Here is a 21,312-nt window from a genome sequence, read left to right on the forward strand (position 1 = left end):
GCGCCCGGCGGAGAGGTTCATTGGCACATCCGAACACAGGAGAAACCCGATGCGCATCGAAACGTTTGGCAAAGATGTCGAAGTCACCCCGGCCCTGCAGTCCTATGTTGAGGAGAAGCTGGCCCGGATCGGAAAGCACTTCGACCAGCACTGCGAAGCGCGGGTGACCCTCAAGCTGCAGAAGACCGAACACCACGTCGACGCCAGCCTCAACATTCCCGGCCAGACCCTGCACGCCGAGGCCAATGCCCAGACCATGTATGCCGCGATCGACCTGCTTGCGGACAAGCTTGACCGTCTGGTGATCAAGCACAAGGAGAAAAAACAGCAGCACGCACCGCTGCCGGTGGGCGACAATGGTGGCTGATCGCCACCGTTCCCCGCAGACATGCCCCTGACTGACCTCCTGGCGGCCGTGCAGACCCAGCTCTGCACGGCCACCGACCGTGACAGCGTCCTGCAGGCCGCCGCCGGGTTGCTGGCCTGCCGCCAGGCCAACGCCGAACAGATCTATCTGAACCTGTGCCAGCGCGAAGCGCTGGGCAGCACCGCCATCGGCCACGGCATCGCCATTCCCCACGGCCGCGCGCCAACCCTGGACCGCCCCCGCGGCGCCCTGCTGCGGTTGGCCACCCCGGTCGATTTCGGTGGCGAGGAGCCGGTGGACCTGGTGTTCGCGATGGCCGTCCCCGCCCACTACACCCACCAGCACCTGATGCTGCTGTCCGAGCTGGCCGAGCTGTTCTCGGCGCCGGACATCCGCCAGGCCCTGCGCGAAGCGGGCGATGCCCGGGCGCTGCGCGAGGCGCTGGACATGACCCCACCTGCGAGTGCCGCATGAATACCAGCATCACCGCCCGTGAACTGTTCGAACAGCAGCGCGAGCGGCTGGGGCTGCGTTGGGCTGCCGGCAAGTCCGGCGAGAAGCGCGAGCTGGAGGCCGGCAACACGGTCTCGCGGCGTCCGTCGCTGGCCGGCTATCTCAATGCGATCTACCCCAACAAGGTGCAGATCCTGGGCACCGAGGAACTGTCCTGGCTGGATGCGCTGGAACCGCGCCAGCGTTGGGAGACCATCGAAAAGATCATGCAGTCGCACCCGCTGGCGCTGGTGCTGACCCGCAACCAGGCCTGCCCGGAAGACCTGCGCGCTGCCGCGGACGAATCCGGCACGCCGCTGTGGCTGTCGCCCAAGCGTGGCCACGAACTGCTCAACCACCTGTCCTACCACCTGGCGCGTACGCTGGCGCCGCGGGTGATCCTGCACGGCGTGTTCATGGAGATCTACTCCATCGGCGTGCTGATCACCGGCGAAGCGGGATCCGGCAAGAGCGAACTGGCGCTGGAACTGCTCAGCCGTGGCCATCGCCTGGTGGCCGACGATGCCCCCGAATTCACCCAGATCGCGCCCGATGTACTCGATGGCACCTGTCCCGAACTGCTGCAGGACCTGCTGGAAGTGCGCGGCCTGGGCGTGTTGAACGTGCGCGAGATGTTCGGCGACACGGCTGTAAAGAAGAACAAGTACCTTCGGCTGATCGTCCACCTGACCAAGCCGATGACCGAACCCACCCCGCATGGCTACGAGCGCCTGACCGGCGATTCGGGCACCCGCCATGTGCTGGACCTGGACGTACCGCTGATCACCCTGCCGGTGATGCCCGGCCGCAACCTGGCCGTGCTGACCGAGGCGGCCACCCGCCTGCACATCCTGCGCACCAAGGGCATCGACCCGGCAGCCATGTTCATCGCCCGCCACAGCAACCTGCTGGAACGGCGAACACCCTGATTTCCCTGCCCTTCGAAGAGCCTGTCCATGAGCACCGTCACCCCCTCCGCCCCGACCCTGATCATCGTCAGTGGCCTGTCCGGCTCGGGTAAATCCGTCGCCCTGAAGACCTTCGAGGACCAGGATTACTACTGCTCGGACAACCTGCCGATCAATCTGCTCCCCGACTTCGTGCGCAGCCTGCTGGCCAACCACGACGGCAGCGCACCACGGCGTCTGGCCGTAGGCATCGACGTTCGCGGCCAGGCCGACCTGAGCCAGCTGGGCGACTGGCGGCAGCTGGCGGCCGACGCCGGCGTGGACGTGAAGGTGCTGTTCTTCGAGGCCAGCGACGAGGCCGTGCTCAAGCGCTACGCCGACACCCGCCGCCGCCATCCGCTGAGCCAGCTGGGCCTGTCGCTGCCTGAAGCCATCGCCCGCGAACGCGAGTTGACCGCACCGCTGCGCCGCGAGGCCGATGCGGTGATCGACACCAGCAGCCTCAACGTGCATCAGCTGCGGCGGCGGATCATCACCGAGTTCACGATGGACCATGCCACCGGCCTGTCGCTGCTGTTCGAATCGTTCGCCTACAAGCGCGGCGTGCCGGCCGAGGCGGACTTCGTGTTCGATGCGCGGGTGCTGCCCAATCCGCACTGGGACCCGGACCTGCGCGCGCTCAGCGGTCGCGAACCGGGTGTACGCGACTATCTGGAAGCGCAGCCGGACGTGCAGCGCTACCTGGCCCAGCTGATGGACTTCCTCGATACCTGGCTGCCGAAGCTGAGTGATGGCACCCGCAGCTATGTGACCGTGGCGTTCGGCTGCACCGGCGGCAAGCACCGGTCGGTGTTCCTGGCCGAGCGTCTGGCCCGGCATGCCCGCGAGATGGGCTGGGAAGACGTGGCGACGTACCACCGCGAACAGGATTGAGGGGGGGCGGCCGGGCTGCGCCCGGCACCCGCCGGTAGTGCCGGCCGCTGGCCGGCAACAGCAACAGCAGAAGCGGCATTCCGTGGGATGGCGGGGCGGTGTGGGTAGGCATGACACGCCGTGAACCCGTCCATGGGGGCTCGATGGCGCCATCCATGGCGCCAACGGTCCTGCCTACCCACACCGCCCCGCCTCTGACAGATTCCGTGCGCTGTTGGTAGGTGTCGACCTTGGTCGACACGATGGATCCACGCCATGCGTGGATGAATCGCTGCCAGGCATCGAAAAACGCATGGGGTCGGATCCCTTTTTCAATGAAAAAGGGCCCCGACCCGAGCAACGCTGAATACGGGACACAGTGCCCCTCTCCTGCTGCTATCGCCAATTCACCTTGACCTGTTAACGTGCAGTAATGACCTGTGGCATTCTCCTCGTAACACATCCTGGGGTCGGGACCGCCCTGCTTGACGTGGCGACCCGGCTCCTGCGGCAGTTGCCGCTGAAAACCGAAGCTTTCGAAGTACCGTTCGACGCAGACCTGGACGCCCTGCTCCCGCTCGCCTCGGCCGCCCTGCGGCGGGTTGACGGGGGTGATGGTGTGCTGATCCTGACCGACCTGTACGGCGCCAGCCCTGCCAACCTTGCCGGGCAGCTGGCCCGGCTGGGGACCCCGGTTCGCCGGGTGTCGGCGCTGAGCCTGCCGATGTTGCTGCGGGTGATGAATTATCCGGAACAGGGACTGGATCAACTGCCCGCCACAGCCGCGGCGGGTACCCGTAATGGAGCGATAGTCGACGATGCTTGAACGAGAACTCACCGTGAGCAACCGCCTGGGCCTGCACGCCCGGGCCACCGCCAAGCTGGTGCAGACCCTGGCGCCGTTCCGCTGCAACGTGACCATGGCCGCCAAGGGCCGTGAGATCAACGCCAAGAGCATCATGGGCGTGATGCTGCTGGCCGCCGGCCAGGGCACCCCGGTCACCGTGCGCATCAACGGCGAGGACGAAGCCGCCGCGATGGAGGCGGTGGTCGGCCTGTTCGAACGCCGTTTCGACGAGGACAGCTGAGCGTGCCACGCGCACGCGCCGGCCAGCCCCCTTCCGGCCAACGGCCGGTACTGCTGCTGGCCGGCCATGGTGCCGCCCGCGGCACGGCAATGGGGCGCGCCCGCGTGCGCCTGCCGCATGCATTGGAAGTGGCCGAGCAGCGCGTTGCCGCCAACCAGGTCGAGGCCGAACTGGCCCGCCTGCACCGTGCGCTGGATGCCGCACGCACGGAGATGCACGAGCTGCGCCAGCGCCTGCATGGAGCGCTGAACCAGGAAGTGGGTGAGTTCCTCGACCTGCATGCGCTGCTGCTGGACGATCCCGAGCTGCTGTATGGGCTGGACGAACTGATCCGCAGCGGACCGTACAGTGCCGGCTATGCGTTGCGCCTGCAGCGCGACCGCCTGGCCAAGGTCTTCGACGGCATGGACGATGCTTACCTGAAGAGCCGCATGGACGACCTCGACCATGTGATCGGCCGCATCCATGCCTTCCTGCAGCCCGAACGCCCGCCAGCGGTGAAAGGCCTGGCCGGCGAGATCCTGGTCTGCGACAACATCGCGCCCTCCGAACTGGCACAGCTGCAGGCGCAAGGCGTGGTCGGCATCGTCACCGCCGCCGGCAGCGCGCTGTCGCACAGCGCGATCCTGGCACGCAGCCTGCACCTGCCACTGATCGTCAACGTGCCGCAGCTGCTCAGCCGCATCGCCGATGGCGATGTGCTGATCATCGATGGCGCCGACGGCAGCATCACCGCCAACCCGCAGGCCGACAACCTGCGGGACTACCGCGTACGGCTGAAAGAGCATGCGCGCGAGCAGCGCGAGCTCGGCCGCCTGCGCAGCAAACCCAGCCGTACCCGCGACCAGGTCGACATCGCCCTGCTGGCCAATGCCGAATCGCTGGAAGACGTGACCCAGGCGCATGCGCTGGGCGCGCAGGGGCTGGGCCTGTACCGCACCGAATTCCTGTTCCTGCAGCGCAATGAGCTGCCGGACGAAGAAGAGCAGTTCCAGACCTACCGCGATGCCGCGCTGGGCATGAGCGGGCGACCGGTGACCATCCGCACGCTCGATCTGGGCGCGGACAAGGCCGACCGCACCGGCTTGACCCTGAGCAACGAAGAAAACCCGGCGCTCGGCCTTCGCGGCGTACGCCTGTCGCTGGCACGGCCGAAGGTAGCCGACACCCAGCTGCGCGCGATCCTGCGCGCCTCGGCCTACGGCAAGCTGCGGGTGCTGGTGCCGATGGTCAGCACCCGGGAGGAACTGCTGGCAGTGCGCCGCCGCATGCTCAAGCTGACCGAACAGCTGCGCGGCGAAGGCCACATGGTGTCCGACCACGTGCCACTGGGCGCGATGATCGAAGTCCCTGCTGCGGCGCTGGCGCTGGAGAGCTTCATCGACCTGGTCGATTTCCTGTCGATCGGCACCAATGACCTGGTGCAGTACCTGCTGGCGGCCGACCGCAACAATGAAGCACTGGGCGAGCTGTATTCGCCGTTGCACCCGGCGGTGCTGCGGCTGCTGCAGATGGTGATCGAGACCGGCGCGCGCCACCGCATCCCGGTGGCGGTCTGTGGCGAGATGGCCGGCGATGCGCGGATGACCCCACTGCTGCTGGCACTGGGCCTGACCGAGTTCAGCCTGCACCCGGGCACGCTGCTGGAAGTACGCCGCGCGGTCCGCGAGGCCGACCTGGCCATGCTGCGCGCGCGCGCACCGAAGCTGCTGGCCGCGCGCGACCGCCGCGCGATCGAACGCTGGCTGGCACTGGTGGCCGAAACGGCCTGATACCCCCCGCTCGCCGGGCATGCACGCCTGGGGTCAGATCCTTTTCCGCGGGAAAAGGGATCTGACCCCGTCTCGTTGAAGGCCAATACGTTGCCGGCCAGCGGCCGGCACTCCCGCCACCCGGCGGCTATGCGTTGAAACATCGCCTTGCGATAATGACGCGCTGAACACCCCTGTTGCCGCATCCTTGCCGGGATCGCGGCTTTTCTTATCCCCGCGGGAGCTGCGATGGCTGAAGCTGTACGCCACGACAAGACTGCGCGCCAACTGCGGATGCTGTCCGATGCACTGGACAGCGGCCGGCTGGGCCCGGTGCGTCGCCTGGTCAACACCCTGGCCCCGGCCGAGATCGGCAATCTGCTCGAATCGTTGCCGCCGGGCAAGCGCGAGGTGGTGTGGGGACTGGTTGATCCGGAAGACGACGGCGAGGTGCTGGTCCACGTCGGCGACGACGTGCGCGAAAGCCTGCTCGCGGACATGGACCCGGACGAGATCATCGCCGCGGTCGAAGACCTGGACATCGACGATCTGGCCGACCTGGTCGAAGACCTGCCGGACACGGTCATCGACGAAGTCCTCAAGTCGATGGACCGCGAGAACCGCGAGCGCCTGGAACAGGTCCTGTCCTATCCCGAGGACAGCGCCGGTCGCCTGATGAATCCGGACGTGGTGACCGTGCGCGCCGACGTCAATGTCGACGTCGTGCTGCGCTACCTGCGCCTGCGCGGTGAACTGCCCGACCACACCGACCACCTGTTCGTGGTCAGCCGCCGCCATCAGTACCTCGGCCGCGTGTCGCTGGCGGCACTGGTGACCCACGAGGACACCACCCCGATCAATCGCCTGATCGACGACGAGCAGCCAGCCATCGACGTCGGCGAGAGCGACCAGGAAGTCGCCCGCCAGTTCTCCGACCATGACTGGATCTCCGCGCCAGTGGTGGATGACAACAACATCCTGATCGGTCGCATCACCATCGATGACGTGGTCGACATCATCCGCGGCCAGGCCGAGCACCAGGCGCTGGGCGCCGCCGGTCTGGACGAGGACGAAGATCTGTTCAGCCCGGTCTGGCGCGCGATGCGCCGCCGCCTGATGTGGCTGTCGGTGAACCTGTGCACGGCCTTCCTGGCCTCCAGCGTGGTCGGCCACTTCGAAGGCACCATCGACAAACTGGTGGCGCTGGCGGTGCTGATGCCGATCGTCGCCGGCCTCGGCGGCAACGCCGGTACCCAGGTGCTGGCACTGATGGTGCGCGGCCTGGCGCTGGGCCAGGTGGGCGCCTCCAACGCCCGCACCCTGCTGTGGAAGGAAGTTCGGGTCGCGCTGTTGAACGGCGTGATGCTGGGTTCGGTGCTGGGCCTGATCGTGCTCGCCTGGTTCCACTCGCCCGGGTTGTCGGCAGTGATCGCCATCGCGTTGACCTGCAACCTGTTGTTTGCTGCGTTGGCCGGCGTGCTGGTGCCGTTGACGCTGAAACGCTTCGGCTTCGACCCGGCGCTGGCCAGCGGCATCTTCCTGACCGCCGTGACCGATTCGATGGGCTTCTTCACCTTCCTCGGCCTGGCCACCCTGGTGCTCCTGCACTGACCATCTCGACGGTCGGATCCCCGCTGCGCGGCGCTCTGACCCGATCCCAACTGGATCCCCCCATGGCAACGACAATCGAAAACTACTTCCAGTCCGGCTGGCGCGACCAGCAGCACACCTGCCCGGCCTGCGAATGGAAGGGCAGCTCGCGTGCCATGGAGATGGAGCTGGACGAGGACGCCACCGAGTACGACTGCCCGGTCTGCGAGAACCCACTGCTGGTGGTCCTGCACCCGGACATTGCGCAGGTGCAGGCCGCCGCCGCCGAAGGCAATGCCGAGGCACAGGAGCAGTTGGAGATCATCGCCAGCTTCCCGCGCCCGCAGTGACGCGGCGCACGATGCCGGGCCGACGTCGGCGGACTACGATGCAGGCGATCTCGCCGCTTCGGAAAATCCCATGGTCCGTTTGCTGTCGCGCTGGCTGCCACTGCTGGCCCTTCTGATGATGAGCGGTTGCACTTCGCTGCCGGACAGCGCGCGTGGCCGCTTCGAAGCACGTGCGGTGAAGGTGGACGGGCAAACGGCTTACTACCAGGTGTTCATTCCGGCCGGCGTGCCGGCCGCCGCTCCCACCCACCTTCCGGTCGTCCTGTTCCTGCACGGCTCGGGCGAGCGCGGCGCCGATGGCGTCAAGCAGACCCACGCCGGGCTGGGGCCTTACCTGCGCGCGCATCCCGATTTCCCCGCCCTGGTGGTGTTCCCACAGGTGCCGGGCCACGAGGAATGGAGCGGCCGCAACAACCGTGCGGCAGTGGCCGCGCTGGACGCGACGATCGCCGAATTCGGCGCCGACCCGGCGCGGCAATACCTGACCGGCATGTCGATGGGCGGCTATGGCAGCTGGAACATCGCATTGGATGACCCACGCCGCTTTGCCGCGATCGTCCCCGTGTGCGGCGCGGTGCTCGCCCCGCGTGCGGTACGCCCGACCCTGTTCGTCGAGCAGGTCGCGCACGAAGCGGACCCGTACGCGGTGATTGCCCAGCGCCTGCAGCACACGCCGATCTGGATCTTCCACGGCGCACTGGATGACGTGGTGCCGCCGGACGACGACCGCAGACTGCATGCCGCATTCCAGCGCGCCGCCGCACGCGACGTGCGCTACACCGAATACCCGGAAGGCAACCACAATGCCTGGGACGCCACCTACGCCGACCCGGCAATGTGGGAATGGCTGTTCGCGCAGAAGCGCTGAACCGCAGCTTCTGCTGGGAAACACCTGTTGGTGGATGCCTACCGTTGGTCGGCTTGGGTATTGGTGGGTGCCGACCGTTGGCCGGCTTGGGTATGGGTGGGTGCCGACCGTTGGTCGGCACTACCTCTCCGCTTCGGGGTAATCCATTGCCTGGTACCTCTCATCGATCTCCCATCGGCACCAGGCATACGGATACTCTCCCACGCAGCTCGCCAAGTTCGCCCTGACCGGGTTGGCGACGATGTACATCGCATGGCGAAACAGTGATTCTTCAGAACGAATGGCGTGATCGTGATAGCTCGATTGCCAGAATGGTCCTGTCCTACCCGGCATGCGGTTGATCCGCAATGCACTGCTCGATTTGAAGCGTTGCATGATGTAGTCCAGCGAGAACGCACGGATCTCCACAAGCCAATGGATGTGGTCCGGCATGACCACATAGGCAAGTGAGTGCGTCAGGCCCTCAGCATCAATGCGACGGAACACATCCATCACCTCCTGTGCCGCAGTGGCATCATCGAAGTAGCGTCGACGCTCCTGGATGACGGTGGTCAGGATGTAGGATTGTCCGATCCGGGAATGGCGGCCAAGGCGTAGGCGTGCGCGGCTCATGGGCCCAAGCGTGCGCCTGCCGCTACTCCGGTTCTATCGGGCAATCACGTCAGTACAGGTAGGCCCGGAACCATTCAATGGCTAGGCCCGCACTTCACCGCACTGACGGTTCAGTGCCGACCAACGGTCGGCACCCACCGGATCGGATAAGGACAGATCAACCGTGCCGACCAACGGTCGGCACCCACCGGATCGGATAAGGACAGATCAACCGTGCCCACCAACGGTCGGCACCCACCGGATCGGATGAGGACAGATCAACCGTGCCGACCAACGGTCGGCACCCACCAGGGCAGGTCAGCCCAGCAGGGTTTCCAGCACGGCCATGCGCACGGCGACGCCGTTGGCGACCTGGCGCAGCACCCACGACTGCGGGCCGTCGGCCACCTCGTCGGTCACTTCCACGCCGCGGTTGATCGGGCCCGGGTGCAGCACCGCGGCATCCTTGCCCGCGCGCGCCAGGCGTTCGCTGGTCAGGCCGTACTGCGCGTGGTACTGCTCCAGCGACGGTACCAGGCCTTCTTCCATGCGCTCGCGCTGCAGGCGCAGCATCATCAGCGCATCGACGCCTTCCAGCATCGCGTCGAAATCATCGCCGACCACGCAGCCCTTCAGGGTCTCGTCGTCCGGCAGCAGCGACTGCGGGCCACACACGCGGATCTCGCCCACGCCCAGCGTGCGCAGCGCATGCAGGTCCGTGCGGGCCACGCGCGAGTGCTTCACGTCGCCGACGATCACGACTTTCAGCTTCGAGAAATCCGGGCCCTTGGCCTGGCGCAGGGTCAGCATGTCCAGCAGGCCCTGGGTCGGGTGCGAACTGCGGCCGTCACCGGCATTGATCAGCGCGGTGCCCTCGCCTGCCGCATCGGCCAGTGCGGCCACGGCGCCGTCATCGGGGTGGCGCACCACGAAGCCGCGCACGCCCATCGCTTCCAGGTTGCGCAGCGTGTCGCAGGCGGTCTCACCCTTGCGGGTAGAGGAGGTCGAGGCGTCGAAATTCAGCACGTCCGCCCCCAGCCGCTGCGCGGCCAGCTGGAACGAACTGCGGGTGCGCGTGGACGGTTCGAAGAACAGCGTGCACACCGCCGAACCGGCCAGCACCTGGCGCTTGTTGCCGACGCGGCCGACTGCGGCATCGCGGATCTGCCCTGCGCGGTCGAGCAGCTGAAGCAGCGTTTCGCGCGGCAGGCCCTCCAGGGTCAGCAGGTGGCGCAGGCGTCCGGAGGCATCGATTTGCTGGGCGGTCATGGCGGTGTCGGGCAGTCAGGGAATGGGGGTGGCGTCGTCCGGCGACGACAGCCAGCGATCGATGATCACCGCTGCGGCGACGGCATCGAGGGCAGCCGCATCACGGCGGCGCTTGCGCCCTTCGGCGCGCTCGACGGCGAAGCGGCGTGCGGCCTCGACCGAGCTGGAACGCTCGTCGATCATCACCACCGGCAGCTTGAAGCGCTCCCGCAGCTGGCGGGCGAAGCCCTGCGCGCGCTTGCGGTTGGGCTGGTCCTGGCCGTCCAGGGTCAGCGGGTCGCCGACCACCAGGCCGTCGGGCTTCCATTCCTTGAGCAGGCGTTCGATCGCGGTCCAGTCCGGGCCGTTGCCGTGCACATCGACCACGGCCACCGCGCGCGCATGCGCGGCGAAGGCACTGCCGATGGCCACGCCGATCCGTCGCGAGCCGACATCGAAACCCAGAACGGTGCCATCACGGCGGATCGCCGGGGCAGCAGAATCCGGCGCGGGCGTGATGGGCTCAGACATGGCCACTGTAGTCGGTCAGCCGGAACAGGTCCACGCCGATGCGCGAGGCCGCACCCTGCCAGCGCTGCTCCAGCGGCATCTGGAACACCAGCTCGGCATCGGCCGGCACGGTCAGCCAGCTGTTCTCGGACAGCTCGCTTTCCAGCTGCCCTGCGCCCCAACCGGCACAGCCGAGGGTGACCACGGCATTGGCCGGGCCTTCGCCGCGCGCCATCGCTTCGAGGATGTCGCGCGAGGTGGTCAGGTACAGGCCGTCGCCCACGGTCAGGCTGGAATCCCACGCCCGCGCGTCGTCATGGATGACGAAGCCGCGCTCGGGATGCACCGGGCCGCCGTTGAGCACCATGCGCGCCTGCAGGTCGCCATCACCGGTGGTGATGTCCATCTGTGCAAGCACTTCACCCAGCGTGTACTCGGAAGGCTGGTTGACCAGCACGCCCATCGCCCCGTTCTCGTCGTGCTGGCAGATCAGCGCGACGCTGCGGGCGAAGGTCGCGTCGAGCAGCGACGGCAGCGCGACGAGCAGGTGATCGGCAAGGGAGGTCGGCGTTACAGGCATGGTCCTATTCTACCTGCTGGGGGCGGGATGGTCGCGCGATGGCGTCGAACTGCGATGGGCTAGGATGGTGCTTTGCCATGGAAGGCCATCGATGCAGTCTTCAACGCCCCTGACCCTGCCGGCACGCAGCGCCATCGTCCTGCTTGCCCTGCTGCAGGGCCTGATGCTGTATGCCGCGCAGGAACTGTCCGACGCGTGGCCGTTCCGCGATATCGGCTGGCGCTACTGCTGGTACGCCTGGGTGCTGGCCATTCCCAGCGCGGTGGCGCTGAGCCTGGTGGAGCTGGGCCAGCGCCGCCTGTGGCTGCAGGCCGTGCTCGGCTCGACGGTGGTGCTGGCGCTGGCCGCCTGGATCGGCTGGAACCTCAATGGCGAGACCGCACTGGAATCGGGCGCGTTGCAGCTTCCGTTGACCCTGGGCATGGCCGTTGCGGTGTTCGTGGTCCTGCCCTGGTGGCAGTTCCAGCTGCAGCACGGGCACTGGCGTGCCAGTTACCCCGAGCTGTTCGAGCGCGCCTGGCAGAATGGTCTGACCCTGGCCCTGGCGGCACTGTTCACCGGGCTGACCTGGCTGCTGTTGTGGCTGTGGTCGGCGCTGTTCCAGCTGCTCGACGTGACCGTCTTCCGCGACCTGTTCCGGCAGGACGCGTTCATCGCACTGGCCACCGGCAGCCTGGCCGGGTTCGGCGTACTGATCGGGCGCACCCAGCACCGCGCCATCCAGATCACCCGCCAGGTGCTGTTCGCGATCTGCCGTGGGCTGTTGCCACTGCTCTCGTTCATCGCCGTATTGTTCGTGCTGAGCCTGCCGCTTACCGGGCTGGAACCATTGTGGAAGACCCGCTCGGCCGCCGGCCTGCTGCTGGTGCTGTCGCTGCTGCTGGTGACGTTCACCAATGCGGTCTACCAGCAGGGGGAAGACAGCGCCCCCTACCCGCTGCTGCTGCGCCGGCTGGTTGAGGCCAGCCTGCTGGCACTGCCGGTCTACGCGGCGTTGGCCCTGTATGCACTGGGCCTGCGCGTGGTGCAGTACGGCTGGACCGTGGACCGGTTCTGGGCGGTACTCGTCGCAGTGGCCGTGGCCGGCTATGCCGCGGGCTACGCGCTGGCGGTGCTGCGCCGGCAGCGCCGCTGGTTGCAGATGCTGGAGCCGGTCAACCGCTGGATGTGCTGGGCGGTGCTGGCACTGGCATTGCTGGGCAACTCGCCGCTGCTGGACCCGGTGCGGCTGGCCCTGTCCAGCCAGTTGGCGCGCCTGCGTGCGGACCCGCCTGCAATCACCAGCAGTGACGTCAACGTGCTGCGCTTCGATCTTGGCCACCGCGGCGTGCGGGCGCTGCGCGAGCTGCAGCGTGATCCAGCCATCACCGCCGATGCCAACGCGCCACAGGTGATCGCTGCCGCGCTGGCACGTACCTCGCGCTGGGATGACGGCCACCGCCTCGACAAGGGGCCGCAGGACGTCGTCGCCCTGCAGCGCGCGTTGAAGCTGGCCAAGGGATCCAGCTCGCCACCGGACGATTGGTGGCAGGCACTGGCCACGCGCGCGATCGATGGCGAATCCTGCGCCCAGAGCGAGCGCGACTGCCTGATCGTGCATCGCGACCTGGACGGCGATGGCACTGGCGAAGTGCTGCTGTGCGAGCTGTACACCCACCGTGGGCCGGACTGCGTGCTGTACGCACGTGGCAGGGATGCCCACTGGCGCCGGGCCGGTTCGCTGTTCGGCACCGTCAGCGGCCAAGCCGAGACGATCAACCAGGCCCTGCGTGACGGCAAACTCACGCTCGTGCCACCGCGCTGGCCGATGCTGTCCATTGGCGGGCACCCTGCGCTGGCCATCGATCCCGAACCCGAATCCAACGAGCCATCCCCATGAGCGGCTACTGCCTCATCGCCCCGGGCCATCCGGTGCACGACTACTACCACGCCAACGAATACGGCTTTCCGCAGCGTGACGAGCGCGAGCTGTTCGAACGGCTGGTGCTGGAGATCAACCAGGCCGGCCTGAGCTGGGAAACGATCCTGAAGAAGCGCGAGGGCTTCCGCACGGCCTATGACGGCTTCGATGTGGACCGCGTGGCGGCGTACGCCGAGCAGGACATCGAGCGCCTGCTGTCGGACGCGGGCGTCATCCGCAACCGGCTGAAGGTGCTGGCGGCGATCCACAACGCACAGGTGATCCAGCAGCTGCGGGCCAGCCACGGCAGCTTCGCGTCGTGGCTGGATGCGCACCACCCGCGCAGCAAGGCCGACTGGGTGAAGTTGTTCAAGAAGACCTTCCGCTTCACCGGCGGCGAGATCACCGGCGAGTTCCTGATGAGCCTGGGCTACCTGCCCGGTGCGCATGCCGAGGACTGCCCGGTGCATGCGCGGCTGCTGACGCTGTCGCCGCCGTGGTTGCAGGCCGCCGCCCGCTGATGGATATCCGCCGGGCATGGCCCGGCGTCATCACGCGTGGGTTCCGGTAGTGCCGGCCGCTGGCCGGCAACCCCGTTGAACGGTCACACGCCCATGTAGCGGCCGGGGCGGTGGTTGAACATCAGCACCAGGCTGAGCACCACCGCGCCGATGGCCGAGTACAGCACCTTCGACGGCGACAACACGAAGAACGCGGCCACCATCAGGCAGGCGTCGTAGGACATCTGCACCTTGCCCGCGCTCCAGCCGCGGGTGCGCTGCAGGTACACCGCCAGGATGCCGATGCCGCCGAGACTGGCACGATGGCGGATGAAGAACAGGATGCCCAGGCCGGACAACGCACCGCCGACGATCGCCGAATACAGCGGGTTGATGTGCGAGAAGTCGATCCAGCGCGGCAGCAGGTCGGTCAACACGCCACAGGCGGTGACCGCAGCGAAGGTCTTCAGGGTGAATTCCCAACCCATGCGCCGCAGCGCCACCCAGTAGAACGGCAGGTTGACCAGCACGAACACCAGGCCGAAGTTCCAGCCCATCGCGTAGTGCAGCAGGAAGGCCATGCCCGCCATGCCGCCGATCATCAGCCCGCCCTTGGCGAAGATGGCCAGGCCCAGCGAGGCCACCATCGTGGCCAGCACCATGCCTTGCACGTCCTCGGCGATCGAGTGGCGCAGCGCTTTTTCGTCGGCGGTGGTGCCGGCGCTGTCGGGCGGCGGGGTCAGCGGACCGGCGGTGACCAGGTGGCCGTCAGCGTCGTCGCACGGCGCGGGGCCATGGGAGGGAAGGGACATACGGGTGGGGAACAGCAGGTGGGGAGCGGTATTAGACACGATCTGCATGACAGTTGCAGATGAAATCGTTCAGCTGAATGCGCCCCGCGCTATCTCCGGCCCGCCGCTGCTCAGCCCTTGCCGGCCAGATGGTGCGCCACCAGCGCGTTGGCATGGCCATGGCCCAGCCCATGCTCACTTTTCAGGAAGCTGACCAATTCCATGTGTTTCAGGCCCTTCTTCCCGGCCAGCAGCCCGAACCAGTGCGCCACCGGCTGCCCGTAGGTCTTCTCGATGGAGGGGAAATACGAGGCCGGGCCTTTCGGCTTGGTGTCAATGCTCATGTGCAGCTCCCGTTGAAGTCATTCATTCGACGAACCACAGTCCCTGAAATCGACACACCCTCACGTCGTGGGGCCGGATCCCGTGCCGACCAACGGTCGGCACCCACCAACAGCAGCGGGAAATTGTCGAAGGCGGGGTGGCTCAGGTTGCGGGGGCGTGAGCGCCGTGGGCCCGAGGCATGCCTCGGGCGGGTTGGGCAGGATGCCCAGCCCCGGTCTTGCCGTGTGCGCAGGACAGCGCACACGAGCAAGCGCGACCGAGCTTCATGGGTGAGGGCGCTTTGCTTGCGAAGCACTGCTTCGCAAGCGCCCGAACGCACAGCCGCCAGCGGCTGGGCCGGGCCCCGGAGGGGGACTTGCGCCGTCCCCCGCAACCTGAGCCACCTCGCCTCCCACGGGAAGCCAGCTTTTGACGTTGCCGTTGACGTTGATTCGGCAAGTGCCGGGCGCAGCCCGGCCGTATCATCCCGTCATGCCCCGCGAAAACCTCAACGACCTGCAGGCCTTCGTCCACGTTGCCCGCGAGGGCAGCTTCACCAAGGCCGCCGCCCAGCTGGGCGTGTCCCAGTCCGCGCTCAGCCATGCCATGCGCGGCCTGGAACAGCGCCTGGGCGTGCGCCTGCTGACCCGCACCACCCGCAGCGTGTCCACCACCGAAGCCGGTGCCCGCCTGCTCGACACCCTGGGCCCGCGCCTGGCCGAGATCGAGGACGGACTGGCCGCGCTGGCCGAATACCGTGAACGCCCGGCCGGCACCATCCGCATCAATGCCACCGGCCATGCCGCCGAGTACATCGCGTGGCCACGGCTGGCGCCGCTGCTGCAGCAGTATCCGGATTTGAAGGTGGAACTGGCCGCCGACTATGGGCTGGCCGACATCGTGGCCGAGCGCTACGACATCGGCATCCGCCTCGGCGAACGCCTGGCGCGCGACATGGTCGCCGTGCCGATCAGCCCGCCGCTGCGCATGCGCGTGGTCGGTGCACCCAGCTACTTCCGCCAGCACGTGGTCCCACGCCATCCGGACGAGCTGGCAGGCCACAACTGCGTGACCCTGCGCCTGCCCACGCATGGCGGGCTGATGCCGTGGGATTTCGGCCAGGACGGCAACGAACTGAGCGTGCGCGTGAGCGGCCAGTGGACCTTCAACACCATGGGCATGACCCGCGCCGCTGCGCTGGCCGGCAGCGGACTGGCCTGGCTGCCGGAAGACCAGGTGCAGCCGATGCTGGACGATGGCCGCCTGCAGTCGGTGCTGGACGACTGGTGCCCGCACTTCGATGGCTACTACGCGTACTACCCGTCGCGCCGCCACGTCACCGTGGCGATGCGCACGGTGCTGGATGCGCTGCGCGGGCCGATGGCTGGATGAGGTGTGCGGACCAACGGTCCGCACCCACCTCGGTCCGCACCCGGTGATCAGCCCTTGGCCTGGGCCGCACGCTGGGCGTTGTAGCGCTCACCGACGATCGACACTTCATCCAGCGCCTGCGCGATGCGCTGCAGTTCCTCCGGCGCCAGCTGCAGGTCAGCCGCACCCAGGTTCTCTTCCAGGCGGTGGATCTTGGTGGTGCCCGGAATCGGCACGATCCACGGCGCCTGCGCCAGCAGCCAGGCCAGCGCCACCTGCGCCGGGGTCGCGCCGCGTGCTGCAGCAATCGTACTGATGCGATCCACCAGCGCCTGGTTGGCGCGGCGGGCTTCCACTTCGAAGCGCGGCACGCTGTTGCGGAAATCGTTGGCGTCGAAGGTGGTGTCGGCGTTGATCGCACCGGTCAGGAAGCCACGGCCGAGCGGACTGAACGGCACGAAGCCGATGCCCAGTTCCTGCAGGGCCGGCAGCAGTTCGCGCTCCGGTTCACGCCACCACAGCGAATACTCGCTCTGCACGGCAGCCACCGGCTGCACCGCGTGCGCACGGCGCACGGTGGTGGCGCTGGCCTCGGACAGGCCGAAGTGGCCGACCTTGCCCTCGGCGATCAGGTCGCGCACGGTGCCGGCCACGTCCTCGATCGGCACGTTCGGGTCGACACGGTGCTGGTAGAACAGGTCGATATGGTCGGTGCGCAGGCGCTTGAGACTGGCTTCGGCCACGGCGCGGATGTTCTCGGGGCGGCTGTCCAGGCCGGTATCGGTGCGCGCGTCCTTGAAACCGAACTTGGTGGCGATCACCAGTTTGTCGCGGTAAGGCGCCAGGGCCTCGCCGAGCAGGTCTTCATTGGTGTACGGGCCGTACACTTCGGCGGTGTCGAAGAAGGTCACGCCGCGTTCAACGGCAGCGTGCAGCAGGGCGATGCCCTGGCTGCGCTCGACCGGCTGGCCATAGGCATGGGTCAGGCCCATGCAGCCCAGGCCCAGGGCGGAAACCTTCAGGCCGCTGCGGCCGAGTTCACGTGTCTGCATCGTGGTGCTCCAGAGGGGGAACGCTGACGATACGCCTGCAGGGGCTGCCGATTGAATGGGCAGCGTTGCAGTTGGTCATGACTGGAATTCATCAATCGCCAACGCGCCCGGTAGAGTCGACTGTTAGTCGACTGCTCTTTCACCGGCCGGGAAAATCCCACGCTGCGCGCGAGCGTCGACTGACAGTCGACTCTACAGATCTGCAGGTCACCGGATCTCGGAGATCTCCACGCCATCCAGGCCCTGTGACAGCGTGCGTGCGTCGCCGCCCTGGCTGAGCTTGATGCGCAGGCGCACTTCGTTCTGCGAATCGGCGTAACGCAGCGCGTCCTCGTAGCTGATCTCGCCGGCCTGGTACAGCTCGAACAGGCTCTGGTCGAAGGTCTTCATGCCCAGCTGGACCGAGTCCTTCATCACTTCCTTCAGCTTGTGGATCTCGCCGTCGCGGATGTAGTCCTGCACCAGCGGCGTGCCCAGCAGGATCTCCATCGCCACCTTGCGCGAGCGGCCATCGGGCGACGGCACCAGCTGCTGCGCGACCACGCCCTTGAGATTCAGCGACAGGTCCATCAGCAGCTGGTTGCGGCGGTCTTCCGGGAAGAAATTGACGATGCGGTCCATCGCCTGGTTGGCGTTGTTGGCATGCAGGGTGCACAGCACCAGGTGGCCGGTTTCGGCGAACGCGATGGCGTGGTCCATGCCTTCGCGGGTACGCACCTCACCAATCATGATCACGTCCGGCGCCTGGCGCAGGGTGTTCTTCAGCGCGGCTTCCCAGCTGTCGGTATCGATGCCGACTTCGCGCTGGGTGATGATGCAGCCCTCGTGCTTGTGCACGAATTCGATCGGATCTTCGATGGTGATGATGTGGCCGGTCGAGTTCTGGTTGCGGTAACCGATCATCGCTGCCAGCGACGTCGATTTACCGGTGCCGGTGGCGCCGACGAACAGGATGATGCCGCGCTTGGTCATCGCCAGCGTCTTGATGATCGGCGGCAGGCTCAGTTCTTCCACCGTCGGAATGCGCGTCTCGATGCGACGCAGCACCATGCCGACCTGGTTGCGCTGGTAGAAGCAGCTGACGCGGAAGCGGCCGACACCGGACAGGCCGATGGCGAAGTTGCATTCATGGGTCTTCTCGAATTCCTCGCGCTGCGCCGGAGTCATCACGTTGAGGACCAGGTCGCGGCTCTGCTGCGGCGTGAGCGGGGTCTGCGTGATCGGCGAGATCTTGCCGTTGACCTTCATCGCCGGCGGCATGCCGGCCGTGATGAACAGGTCCGAGGCGCGCTGGTGCGCCATCAGCTTGAGGAACGAAGTGAAATCGATGGTGGTCGCGGTGGTGTTCACGGCAGGCTCCCGGAAAGCGGTTTACCAGGTAACGGTCGGTGGAGGAAACAACACGGGAACAGCAGCGCACTGGCGCACGCTGCCCCGTTACTGCCCCGCCTTACTCGAACAGGCGCTTGTCCTTGGCGTACTCACGGGCCTGGTTTCGGGTGATCAGGCTGCGCTTGACCAGGTCCTGCAGGTGCTGGTCCAGGGTCATCATGCCGTACTGCTGGCCAGTCTGGATGGCCGAGTACATCTGCGCCACCTTGTCCTCGCGGATCAGGTTGCGGATGGCCGGGGTGCCGACCATGATTTCCCACGCTGCGGTACGACCGCCGCCAACCTTCTTCAGCAGCGCCTGCGAAATGACCGCGCGCAACGACTCGGACAGCATCGAGCGCACCATCGGCTTTTCGCCGGCCGGGAACACGTCGATGATGCGGTCGATGGTCTTGGCCGCCGAGCTGGTGTGCAGGGTGCCGAACACCAGGTGGCCGGTTTCCGCCGCGGTCAGTGCCAGGCGGATGGTTTCCAGGTCACGAAGTTCGCCCACCAGGATGATGTCCGGGTCCTCACGCAGCGCCGAGCGCAGTGCTTCATTGAAGCCATGCGTGTCGCGGTGCACTTCGCGCTGGTTGATCAGGCACTTCTGCGAGGTATGCACGAATTCGATCGGATCCTCGACGGTGAGGATGTGGCCGTATTCGTTCTTGTTGATGTAGTCGATCATCGCCGCCAGCGTGGTCGACTTGCCCGAACCGGTCGGGCCGGTCACCAGGATCAGGCCCTGCGGCTGCTGGATCACTTCGCGGAACAGCGGCGGGCAGGCCAGGTCCTCGAGGGTGAGCACCTCGGACGGAATGGTACGGAACACCGCACCGGCACCGCGGTTCTGGTTGAACGCGTTCACTCGGAAGCGCGCCAGCGATGGAATCTCGAAGGAGAAGTCCACTTCGAGGAATTCCTCGTAATCGCGGCGCTGCTTGTCGGACATGATGTCGTACACCAGCGCATGGACCTGCTTGTGGTCCAGGGCTGGGATGTTGATCCGGCGAACGTCGCCGTCGACGCGGATCATCGGCGGCAGGCCTGCGGACAGGTGCAGGTCGGACGCTTTGTTCTTTACGGAAAACGCCAGCAGTTCGGCGATATCCATGAGCGGCTACTCCCCAATAACGGCTTCGACTGGAAGGATCTTTCCCCGGGCGGCAGTATAGCCTCCTGATTCAACGGAACGCGTTACGTGGCCACTTCCCTGCCCCAGATCCTGAGCAACCTGCATGCCGCCGCCGAGGCCGCTGGCAGGCCCGACCCACGCCTGCTGGCGGTGTCCAAGACCCAGCCGGCCGAGGCCGTGGCCGCGCTGGCCGCGCAGGGCCAGCACGCCTTCGGCGAGAACTACGTGCAGGAAGCACTGGCCAAGATGCAGGCGCTGCAGCACCTGGCGCTGGAATGGCACCTGATCGGCCACCTGCAGTCGAACAAGGCCGAGGCCGTGGCCAGCCATTTCGACTGGGTGCAGAGCGTGGACCGCCCCAAGCTGGTGACCGCGCTGGCACGCCATCGCCCGGCCGCGCGAGGCCCGCTGAACGTGCTGATCCAGGTCAACATCGACGACGAATCCAGCAAGCATGGCTGTGCACCGGAAGAAGTGGATGCACTGGCCGCAGCGATTGCCGCCGAACCCACCCTGCGCCTGCGCGGACTGATGGCGATTCCCGCGCCATGGCCCGAAGCCGAGCGCCGTCGGGATGCATTCGTGCGCATGCGCACACTTTTCCAGTCGCTGGCTGCCCAGCACGCGCAGATCGACACGCTGTCGATGGGCATGAGCAGCGACTACGCCGAAGCCATCGCCGAGGGCGCCACCCTGGTGCGCATCGGCACCGCCCTGTTCGGCGCGCGCCCGCGCCCGGCCTGATTTTTCAAGGAGATTTCCATGGCAGCTGATTCCATCACCTTCATCGGCGGCGGCAACATGGCGCGCAGCCTGATCGCCGGCCTGATCCGCCAGGGCGTGCCGGCCGCGCACATCCACGTCGCCGAACCGGTGGCCGAACTGCGCCAGGCGCTGGCCGCCGACTTCGGCGTGCAGGTGCATGACAACGCGAGCGATGCCGCCGCGCAGGGTGGCACCTGGCTGCTGGCGGTGAAGCCGCAGGTGCTGCGCGAAGTCTGCCAGTCTCTGCAGGCGCTGGCACAGGCGAGCCGACCGCTGGTGGTGTCGATTGCCGCCGGCATCACCAGTGCGCAGCTGCAGCGTTGGCTGGGGGGCGACCTGGCAGTGGTGCGCGCGATGCCGAACACCCCTGCCCTGCTCGGCGCAGGTGTGACCGGCCTGTTCGCCACACCGTCGGTGGACATGCAGCAGCACGCGCGGGCCGAGCAGGTGCTGGCCAGTGCCGGGCGCACGGTGTGGATCGACAGCGAGGGGCTGATGGATTCAGTGACTGCCGTTTCCGGCAGCGGCCCGGCCTATGTGTTCCTGCTGGCCGAAGCGATGGAAGCGGCGGGTATTGCCCAGGGCCTGCCGGCCGACGCCGCGCGCACGCTGGTGGTGCAGACCCTGCTGGGTGCCTCGCGCATGCTGGATGAGGCTGGTGAAAGCCCGGCGGAACTGCGCCGCCGCGTGACCTCGCCCAACGGCACCACCCAGGCCGCGATCGAGAGCTTCCAGGCCGGTGGCTTCGAGGCTCTGGTGGATACGGCACTGCGCGCTGCGCAGGTGCGTGGGCAGGAACTGTCTGCGGTGAATGATTGACCCCGATGTGTGCCGACCAATGGTCG

24 protein-coding genes are annotated in these 21,312 nt (G+C 67.0%); 15 read left to right on the top strand and 9 right to left on the bottom strand.

The window, feature by feature from the left end; translation table 11 throughout:
* Window positions 1–49: 49 nt before the first annotated feature.
* From hpf to AC5P78_RS05235, 10 genes are all read left to right on the top strand, one after another.
* Window positions 50–367, top strand: a complete 318-nt coding sequence (gene hpf, locus AC5P78_RS05190; RefSeq protein ID WP_004147311.1) for a ribosome hibernation-promoting factor, HPF/YfiA family — start codon at window positions 50–52, stop codon at window positions 365–367.
* A 21-nt stretch (window positions 368–388) separates the two neighbouring features.
* Entirely contained in the window at window positions 389–841 is a 453-nt protein-coding gene (locus tag AC5P78_RS05195) for a PTS sugar transporter subunit IIA (RefSeq protein WP_005408389.1), read from the top strand.
* Window positions 838–1,788, top strand: coding sequence for an HPr(Ser) kinase/phosphatase (gene hprK, locus AC5P78_RS05200; protein ID WP_005408388.1), 951 nt, complete (start codon window positions 838–840; stop codon window positions 1,786–1,788). Before AC5P78_RS05195 ends, hprK begins: the two co-directional genes overlap by 4 nt.
* 27 nt (window positions 1,789–1,815) lie before the next feature.
* Complete coding sequence (gene rapZ / locus AC5P78_RS05205) at window positions 1,816–2,700, top strand: RNase adapter RapZ (protein WP_049459989.1); 885 nt, start codon at window positions 1,816–1,818, stop codon at window positions 2,698–2,700.
* A 412-nt stretch (window positions 2,701–3,112) separates the two neighbouring features.
* Window positions 3,113–3,505 carry a PTS sugar transporter subunit IIA gene (locus AC5P78_RS05210; RefSeq protein ID WP_005408386.1) on the top strand — a complete coding sequence of 131 codons (393 nt, stop codon included), beginning with the start codon at window positions 3,113–3,115 and terminating at the stop codon, window positions 3,503–3,505.
* The gene (locus tag AC5P78_RS05215; protein ID WP_005408385.1) at window positions 3,498–3,767 is read left to right on the top strand and encodes an HPr family phosphocarrier protein; all 270 of its coding nucleotides are present in this window, start codon (window positions 3,498–3,500) and stop codon (window positions 3,765–3,767) included. Before AC5P78_RS05210 ends, AC5P78_RS05215 begins: the two co-directional genes overlap by 8 nt.
* A gap of 2 nt (window positions 3,768–3,769) precedes the next feature.
* Complete coding sequence (gene ptsP, locus AC5P78_RS05220) at window positions 3,770–5,539, top strand: phosphoenolpyruvate--protein phosphotransferase (protein WP_012479341.1); 1,770 nt, start codon at window positions 3,770–3,772, stop codon at window positions 5,537–5,539.
* A gap of 228 nt (window positions 5,540–5,767) precedes the next feature.
* A complete protein-coding gene (mgtE, locus tag AC5P78_RS05225; protein WP_005408383.1) occupies window positions 5,768–7,129 on the top strand; it encodes a magnesium transporter in 1,362 nt (453 codons plus the stop codon).
* A 62-nt stretch (window positions 7,130–7,191) separates the two neighbouring features.
* On the top strand, window positions 7,192–7,458 hold the full coding sequence (locus tag AC5P78_RS05230; RefSeq protein ID WP_043034205.1) for a hypothetical protein: 267 nt from the start codon (window positions 7,192–7,194) through the stop codon (window positions 7,456–7,458).
* 70 nt (window positions 7,459–7,528) lie between these two features.
* On the top strand, window positions 7,529–8,326 hold the full coding sequence (locus AC5P78_RS05235; protein ID WP_043034206.1) for a carboxylesterase family protein: 798 nt from the start codon (window positions 7,529–7,531) through the stop codon (window positions 8,324–8,326).
* Window positions 8,327–8,446: 120 nt separating this feature from the next.
* On the opposite strand, the gene AC5P78_RS05240 is transcribed toward AC5P78_RS05235, so the two are convergent.
* From AC5P78_RS05240 to AC5P78_RS05255, 4 genes are all read right to left on the bottom strand, one after another.
* Window positions 8,447–8,938: an REP-associated tyrosine transposase gene (locus AC5P78_RS05240; RefSeq protein ID WP_235643291.1), complete on the bottom strand. Its 492-nt coding sequence runs from the start codon at window positions 8,936–8,938 to the stop codon at window positions 8,447–8,449.
* 297 nt (window positions 8,939–9,235) lie between these two features.
* Window positions 9,236–10,186 carry an aspartate carbamoyltransferase catalytic subunit gene (locus AC5P78_RS05245; RefSeq protein ID WP_088431363.1) on the bottom strand — a complete coding sequence of 317 codons (951 nt, stop codon included), beginning with the start codon at window positions 10,184–10,186 and terminating at the stop codon, window positions 9,236–9,238.
* Window positions 10,187–10,201: 15 nt separating this feature from the next.
* Window positions 10,202–10,696, bottom strand: a complete 495-nt coding sequence (gene ruvX, locus AC5P78_RS05250) for a Holliday junction resolvase RuvX (protein ID WP_005408378.1) — start codon at window positions 10,694–10,696, stop codon at window positions 10,202–10,204.
* On the bottom strand, window positions 10,689–11,255 hold the full coding sequence (locus AC5P78_RS05255) for a YqgE/AlgH family protein (protein ID WP_062606624.1): 567 nt from the start codon (window positions 11,253–11,255) through the stop codon (window positions 10,689–10,691). Before AC5P78_RS05255 ends, ruvX begins: the two co-directional genes overlap by 8 nt.
* Before the next feature lie 91 nt (window positions 11,256–11,346).
* Between AC5P78_RS05255 and AC5P78_RS05260 the strand changes: the two genes are divergently transcribed.
* Window positions 11,347–13,134 (top strand): DUF4153 domain-containing protein, encoded by a 1,788-nt coding sequence (locus tag AC5P78_RS05260; RefSeq protein WP_201861896.1) that lies wholly within the window; start codon window positions 11,347–11,349, stop codon window positions 13,132–13,134.
* On the top strand, window positions 13,131–13,676 hold the full coding sequence (locus AC5P78_RS05265) for a DNA-3-methyladenine glycosylase I (RefSeq protein ID WP_060380162.1): 546 nt from the start codon (window positions 13,131–13,133) through the stop codon (window positions 13,674–13,676). The genes AC5P78_RS05260 and AC5P78_RS05265 overlap by 4 nt, the downstream gene beginning before the upstream one ends.
* Window positions 13,677–13,759: 83 nt before the next feature.
* Here AC5P78_RS05265 and AC5P78_RS05270 read toward each other — a convergent pair whose 3' ends face one another.
* Together AC5P78_RS05270 and AC5P78_RS05275 are read right to left on the bottom strand one after the other, a co-directional pair.
* Window positions 13,760–14,467, bottom strand: coding sequence for a YitT family protein (locus AC5P78_RS05270; RefSeq protein ID WP_014036228.1), 708 nt, complete (start codon window positions 14,465–14,467; stop codon window positions 13,760–13,762).
* Window positions 14,468–14,577: 110 nt separating this feature from the next.
* Complete coding sequence (locus AC5P78_RS05275) at window positions 14,578–14,790, bottom strand: DUF4287 domain-containing protein (RefSeq protein WP_060381059.1); 213 nt, start codon at window positions 14,788–14,790, stop codon at window positions 14,578–14,580.
* Window positions 14,791–15,262: 472 nt separating this feature from the next.
* Here AC5P78_RS05275 and AC5P78_RS05280 point away from each other — a divergent pair, with 472 nt between their 5' ends.
* Window positions 15,263–16,162 (top strand): LysR family transcriptional regulator, encoded by a 900-nt coding sequence (locus tag AC5P78_RS05280; RefSeq protein WP_043033641.1) that lies wholly within the window; start codon window positions 15,263–15,265, stop codon window positions 16,160–16,162.
* A gap of 47 nt (window positions 16,163–16,209) precedes the next feature.
* Here AC5P78_RS05280 and AC5P78_RS05285 read toward each other — a convergent pair whose 3' ends face one another.
* From AC5P78_RS05285 to AC5P78_RS05295, 3 genes are all read right to left on the bottom strand, one after another.
* On the bottom strand, window positions 16,210–17,193 hold the full coding sequence (locus tag AC5P78_RS05285; RefSeq protein ID WP_005412488.1) for an aldo/keto reductase: 984 nt from the start codon (window positions 17,191–17,193) through the stop codon (window positions 16,210–16,212).
* Between the two features lie 207 nt (window positions 17,194–17,400).
* Window positions 17,401–18,543: a PilT/PilU family type 4a pilus ATPase gene (locus tag AC5P78_RS05290; protein WP_005408369.1), complete on the bottom strand. Its 1,143-nt coding sequence runs from the start codon at window positions 18,541–18,543 to the stop codon at window positions 17,401–17,403.
* 100 nt (window positions 18,544–18,643) lie between these two features.
* Window positions 18,644–19,681, bottom strand: a complete 1,038-nt coding sequence (locus AC5P78_RS05295; protein WP_004147099.1) for a type IV pilus twitching motility protein PilT — start codon at window positions 19,679–19,681, stop codon at window positions 18,644–18,646.
* A gap of 87 nt (window positions 19,682–19,768) precedes the next feature.
* Between AC5P78_RS05295 and AC5P78_RS05300 the strand changes: the two genes are divergently transcribed.
* Both AC5P78_RS05300 and proC read left to right on the top strand, forming a co-directional pair.
* The gene (locus AC5P78_RS05300) at window positions 19,769–20,446 is read left to right on the top strand and encodes a YggS family pyridoxal phosphate-dependent enzyme (RefSeq protein WP_049397192.1); all 678 of its coding nucleotides are present in this window, start codon (window positions 19,769–19,771) and stop codon (window positions 20,444–20,446) included.
* A gap of 18 nt (window positions 20,447–20,464) precedes the next feature.
* Complete coding sequence (gene proC, locus AC5P78_RS05305; RefSeq protein WP_060381039.1) at window positions 20,465–21,286, top strand: pyrroline-5-carboxylate reductase; 822 nt, start codon at window positions 20,465–20,467, stop codon at window positions 21,284–21,286.
* The last annotated feature ends 26 nt before the right edge of the window (window positions 21,287–21,312 follow it).

Source organism: Stenotrophomonas sp. YJH_SMC_133, from assembly GCF_059370655.1.

What these genes read in the sequence shown, in the direction of transcription:
- hpf (WP_004147311.1), top strand. Translation starts at nt 50, where the DNA reads ATGCGCATCGAAACGTTTGGCAAAGATGTCGAAGTCACCCCGGCCCTG.
- AC5P78_RS05195 (WP_005408389.1), top strand. Translation starts at nt 389, where the DNA reads ATGCCCCTGACTGACCTCCTGGCGGCCGTGCAGACCCAGCTCTGCACG.
- hprK (WP_005408388.1), top strand. Translation starts at nt 838, where the DNA reads ATGAATACCAGCATCACCGCCCGTGAACTGTTCGAACAGCAGCGCGAG.
- rapZ (WP_049459989.1), top strand. Translation starts at nt 1,816, where the DNA reads ATGAGCACCGTCACCCCCTCCGCCCCGACCCTGATCATCGTCAGTGGC.
- AC5P78_RS05210 (WP_005408386.1), top strand. Translation starts at nt 3,113, where the DNA reads ATGACCTGTGGCATTCTCCTCGTAACACATCCTGGGGTCGGGACCGCC.
- AC5P78_RS05215 (WP_005408385.1), top strand. Translation starts at nt 3,498, where the DNA reads ATGCTTGAACGAGAACTCACCGTGAGCAACCGCCTGGGCCTGCACGCC.
- mgtE (WP_005408383.1), top strand. Translation starts at nt 5,768, where the DNA reads ATGGCTGAAGCTGTACGCCACGACAAGACTGCGCGCCAACTGCGGATG.
- AC5P78_RS05230 (WP_043034205.1), top strand. Translation starts at nt 7,192, where the DNA reads ATGGCAACGACAATCGAAAACTACTTCCAGTCCGGCTGGCGCGACCAG.
- AC5P78_RS05235 (WP_043034206.1), top strand. Translation starts at nt 7,529, where the DNA reads ATGGTCCGTTTGCTGTCGCGCTGGCTGCCACTGCTGGCCCTTCTGATG.
- AC5P78_RS05240 (WP_235643291.1), bottom strand. Translation starts at nt 8,938, where the DNA reads ATGAGCCGCGCACGCCTACGCCTTGGCCGCCATTCCCGGATCGGACAA.
- AC5P78_RS05245 (WP_088431363.1), bottom strand. Translation starts at nt 10,186, where the DNA reads ATGACCGCCCAGCAAATCGATGCCTCCGGACGCCTGCGCCACCTGCTG.
- ruvX (WP_005408378.1), bottom strand. Translation starts at nt 10,696, where the DNA reads ATGTCTGAGCCCATCACGCCCGCGCCGGATTCTGCTGCCCCGGCGATC.
- AC5P78_RS05255 (WP_062606624.1), bottom strand. Translation starts at nt 11,255, where the DNA reads ATGCCTGTAACGCCGACCTCCCTTGCCGATCACCTGCTCGTCGCGCTG.
- AC5P78_RS05260 (WP_201861896.1), top strand. Translation starts at nt 11,347, where the DNA reads ATGCAGTCTTCAACGCCCCTGACCCTGCCGGCACGCAGCGCCATCGTC.
- AC5P78_RS05265 (WP_060380162.1), top strand. Translation starts at nt 13,131, where the DNA reads ATGAGCGGCTACTGCCTCATCGCCCCGGGCCATCCGGTGCACGACTAC.
- AC5P78_RS05270 (WP_014036228.1), bottom strand. Translation starts at nt 14,467, where the DNA reads ATGTCCCTTCCCTCCCATGGCCCCGCGCCGTGCGACGACGCTGACGGC.
- AC5P78_RS05275 (WP_060381059.1), bottom strand. Translation starts at nt 14,790, where the DNA reads ATGAGCATTGACACCAAGCCGAAAGGCCCGGCCTCGTATTTCCCCTCC.
- AC5P78_RS05280 (WP_043033641.1), top strand. Translation starts at nt 15,263, where the DNA reads ATGCCCCGCGAAAACCTCAACGACCTGCAGGCCTTCGTCCACGTTGCC.
- AC5P78_RS05285 (WP_005412488.1), bottom strand. Translation starts at nt 17,193, where the DNA reads ATGCAGACACGTGAACTCGGCCGCAGCGGCCTGAAGGTTTCCGCCCTG.
- AC5P78_RS05295 (WP_004147099.1), bottom strand. Translation starts at nt 19,681, where the DNA reads ATGGATATCGCCGAACTGCTGGCGTTTTCCGTAAAGAACAAAGCGTCC.
- proC (WP_060381039.1), top strand. Translation starts at nt 20,465, where the DNA reads ATGGCAGCTGATTCCATCACCTTCATCGGCGGCGGCAACATGGCGCGC.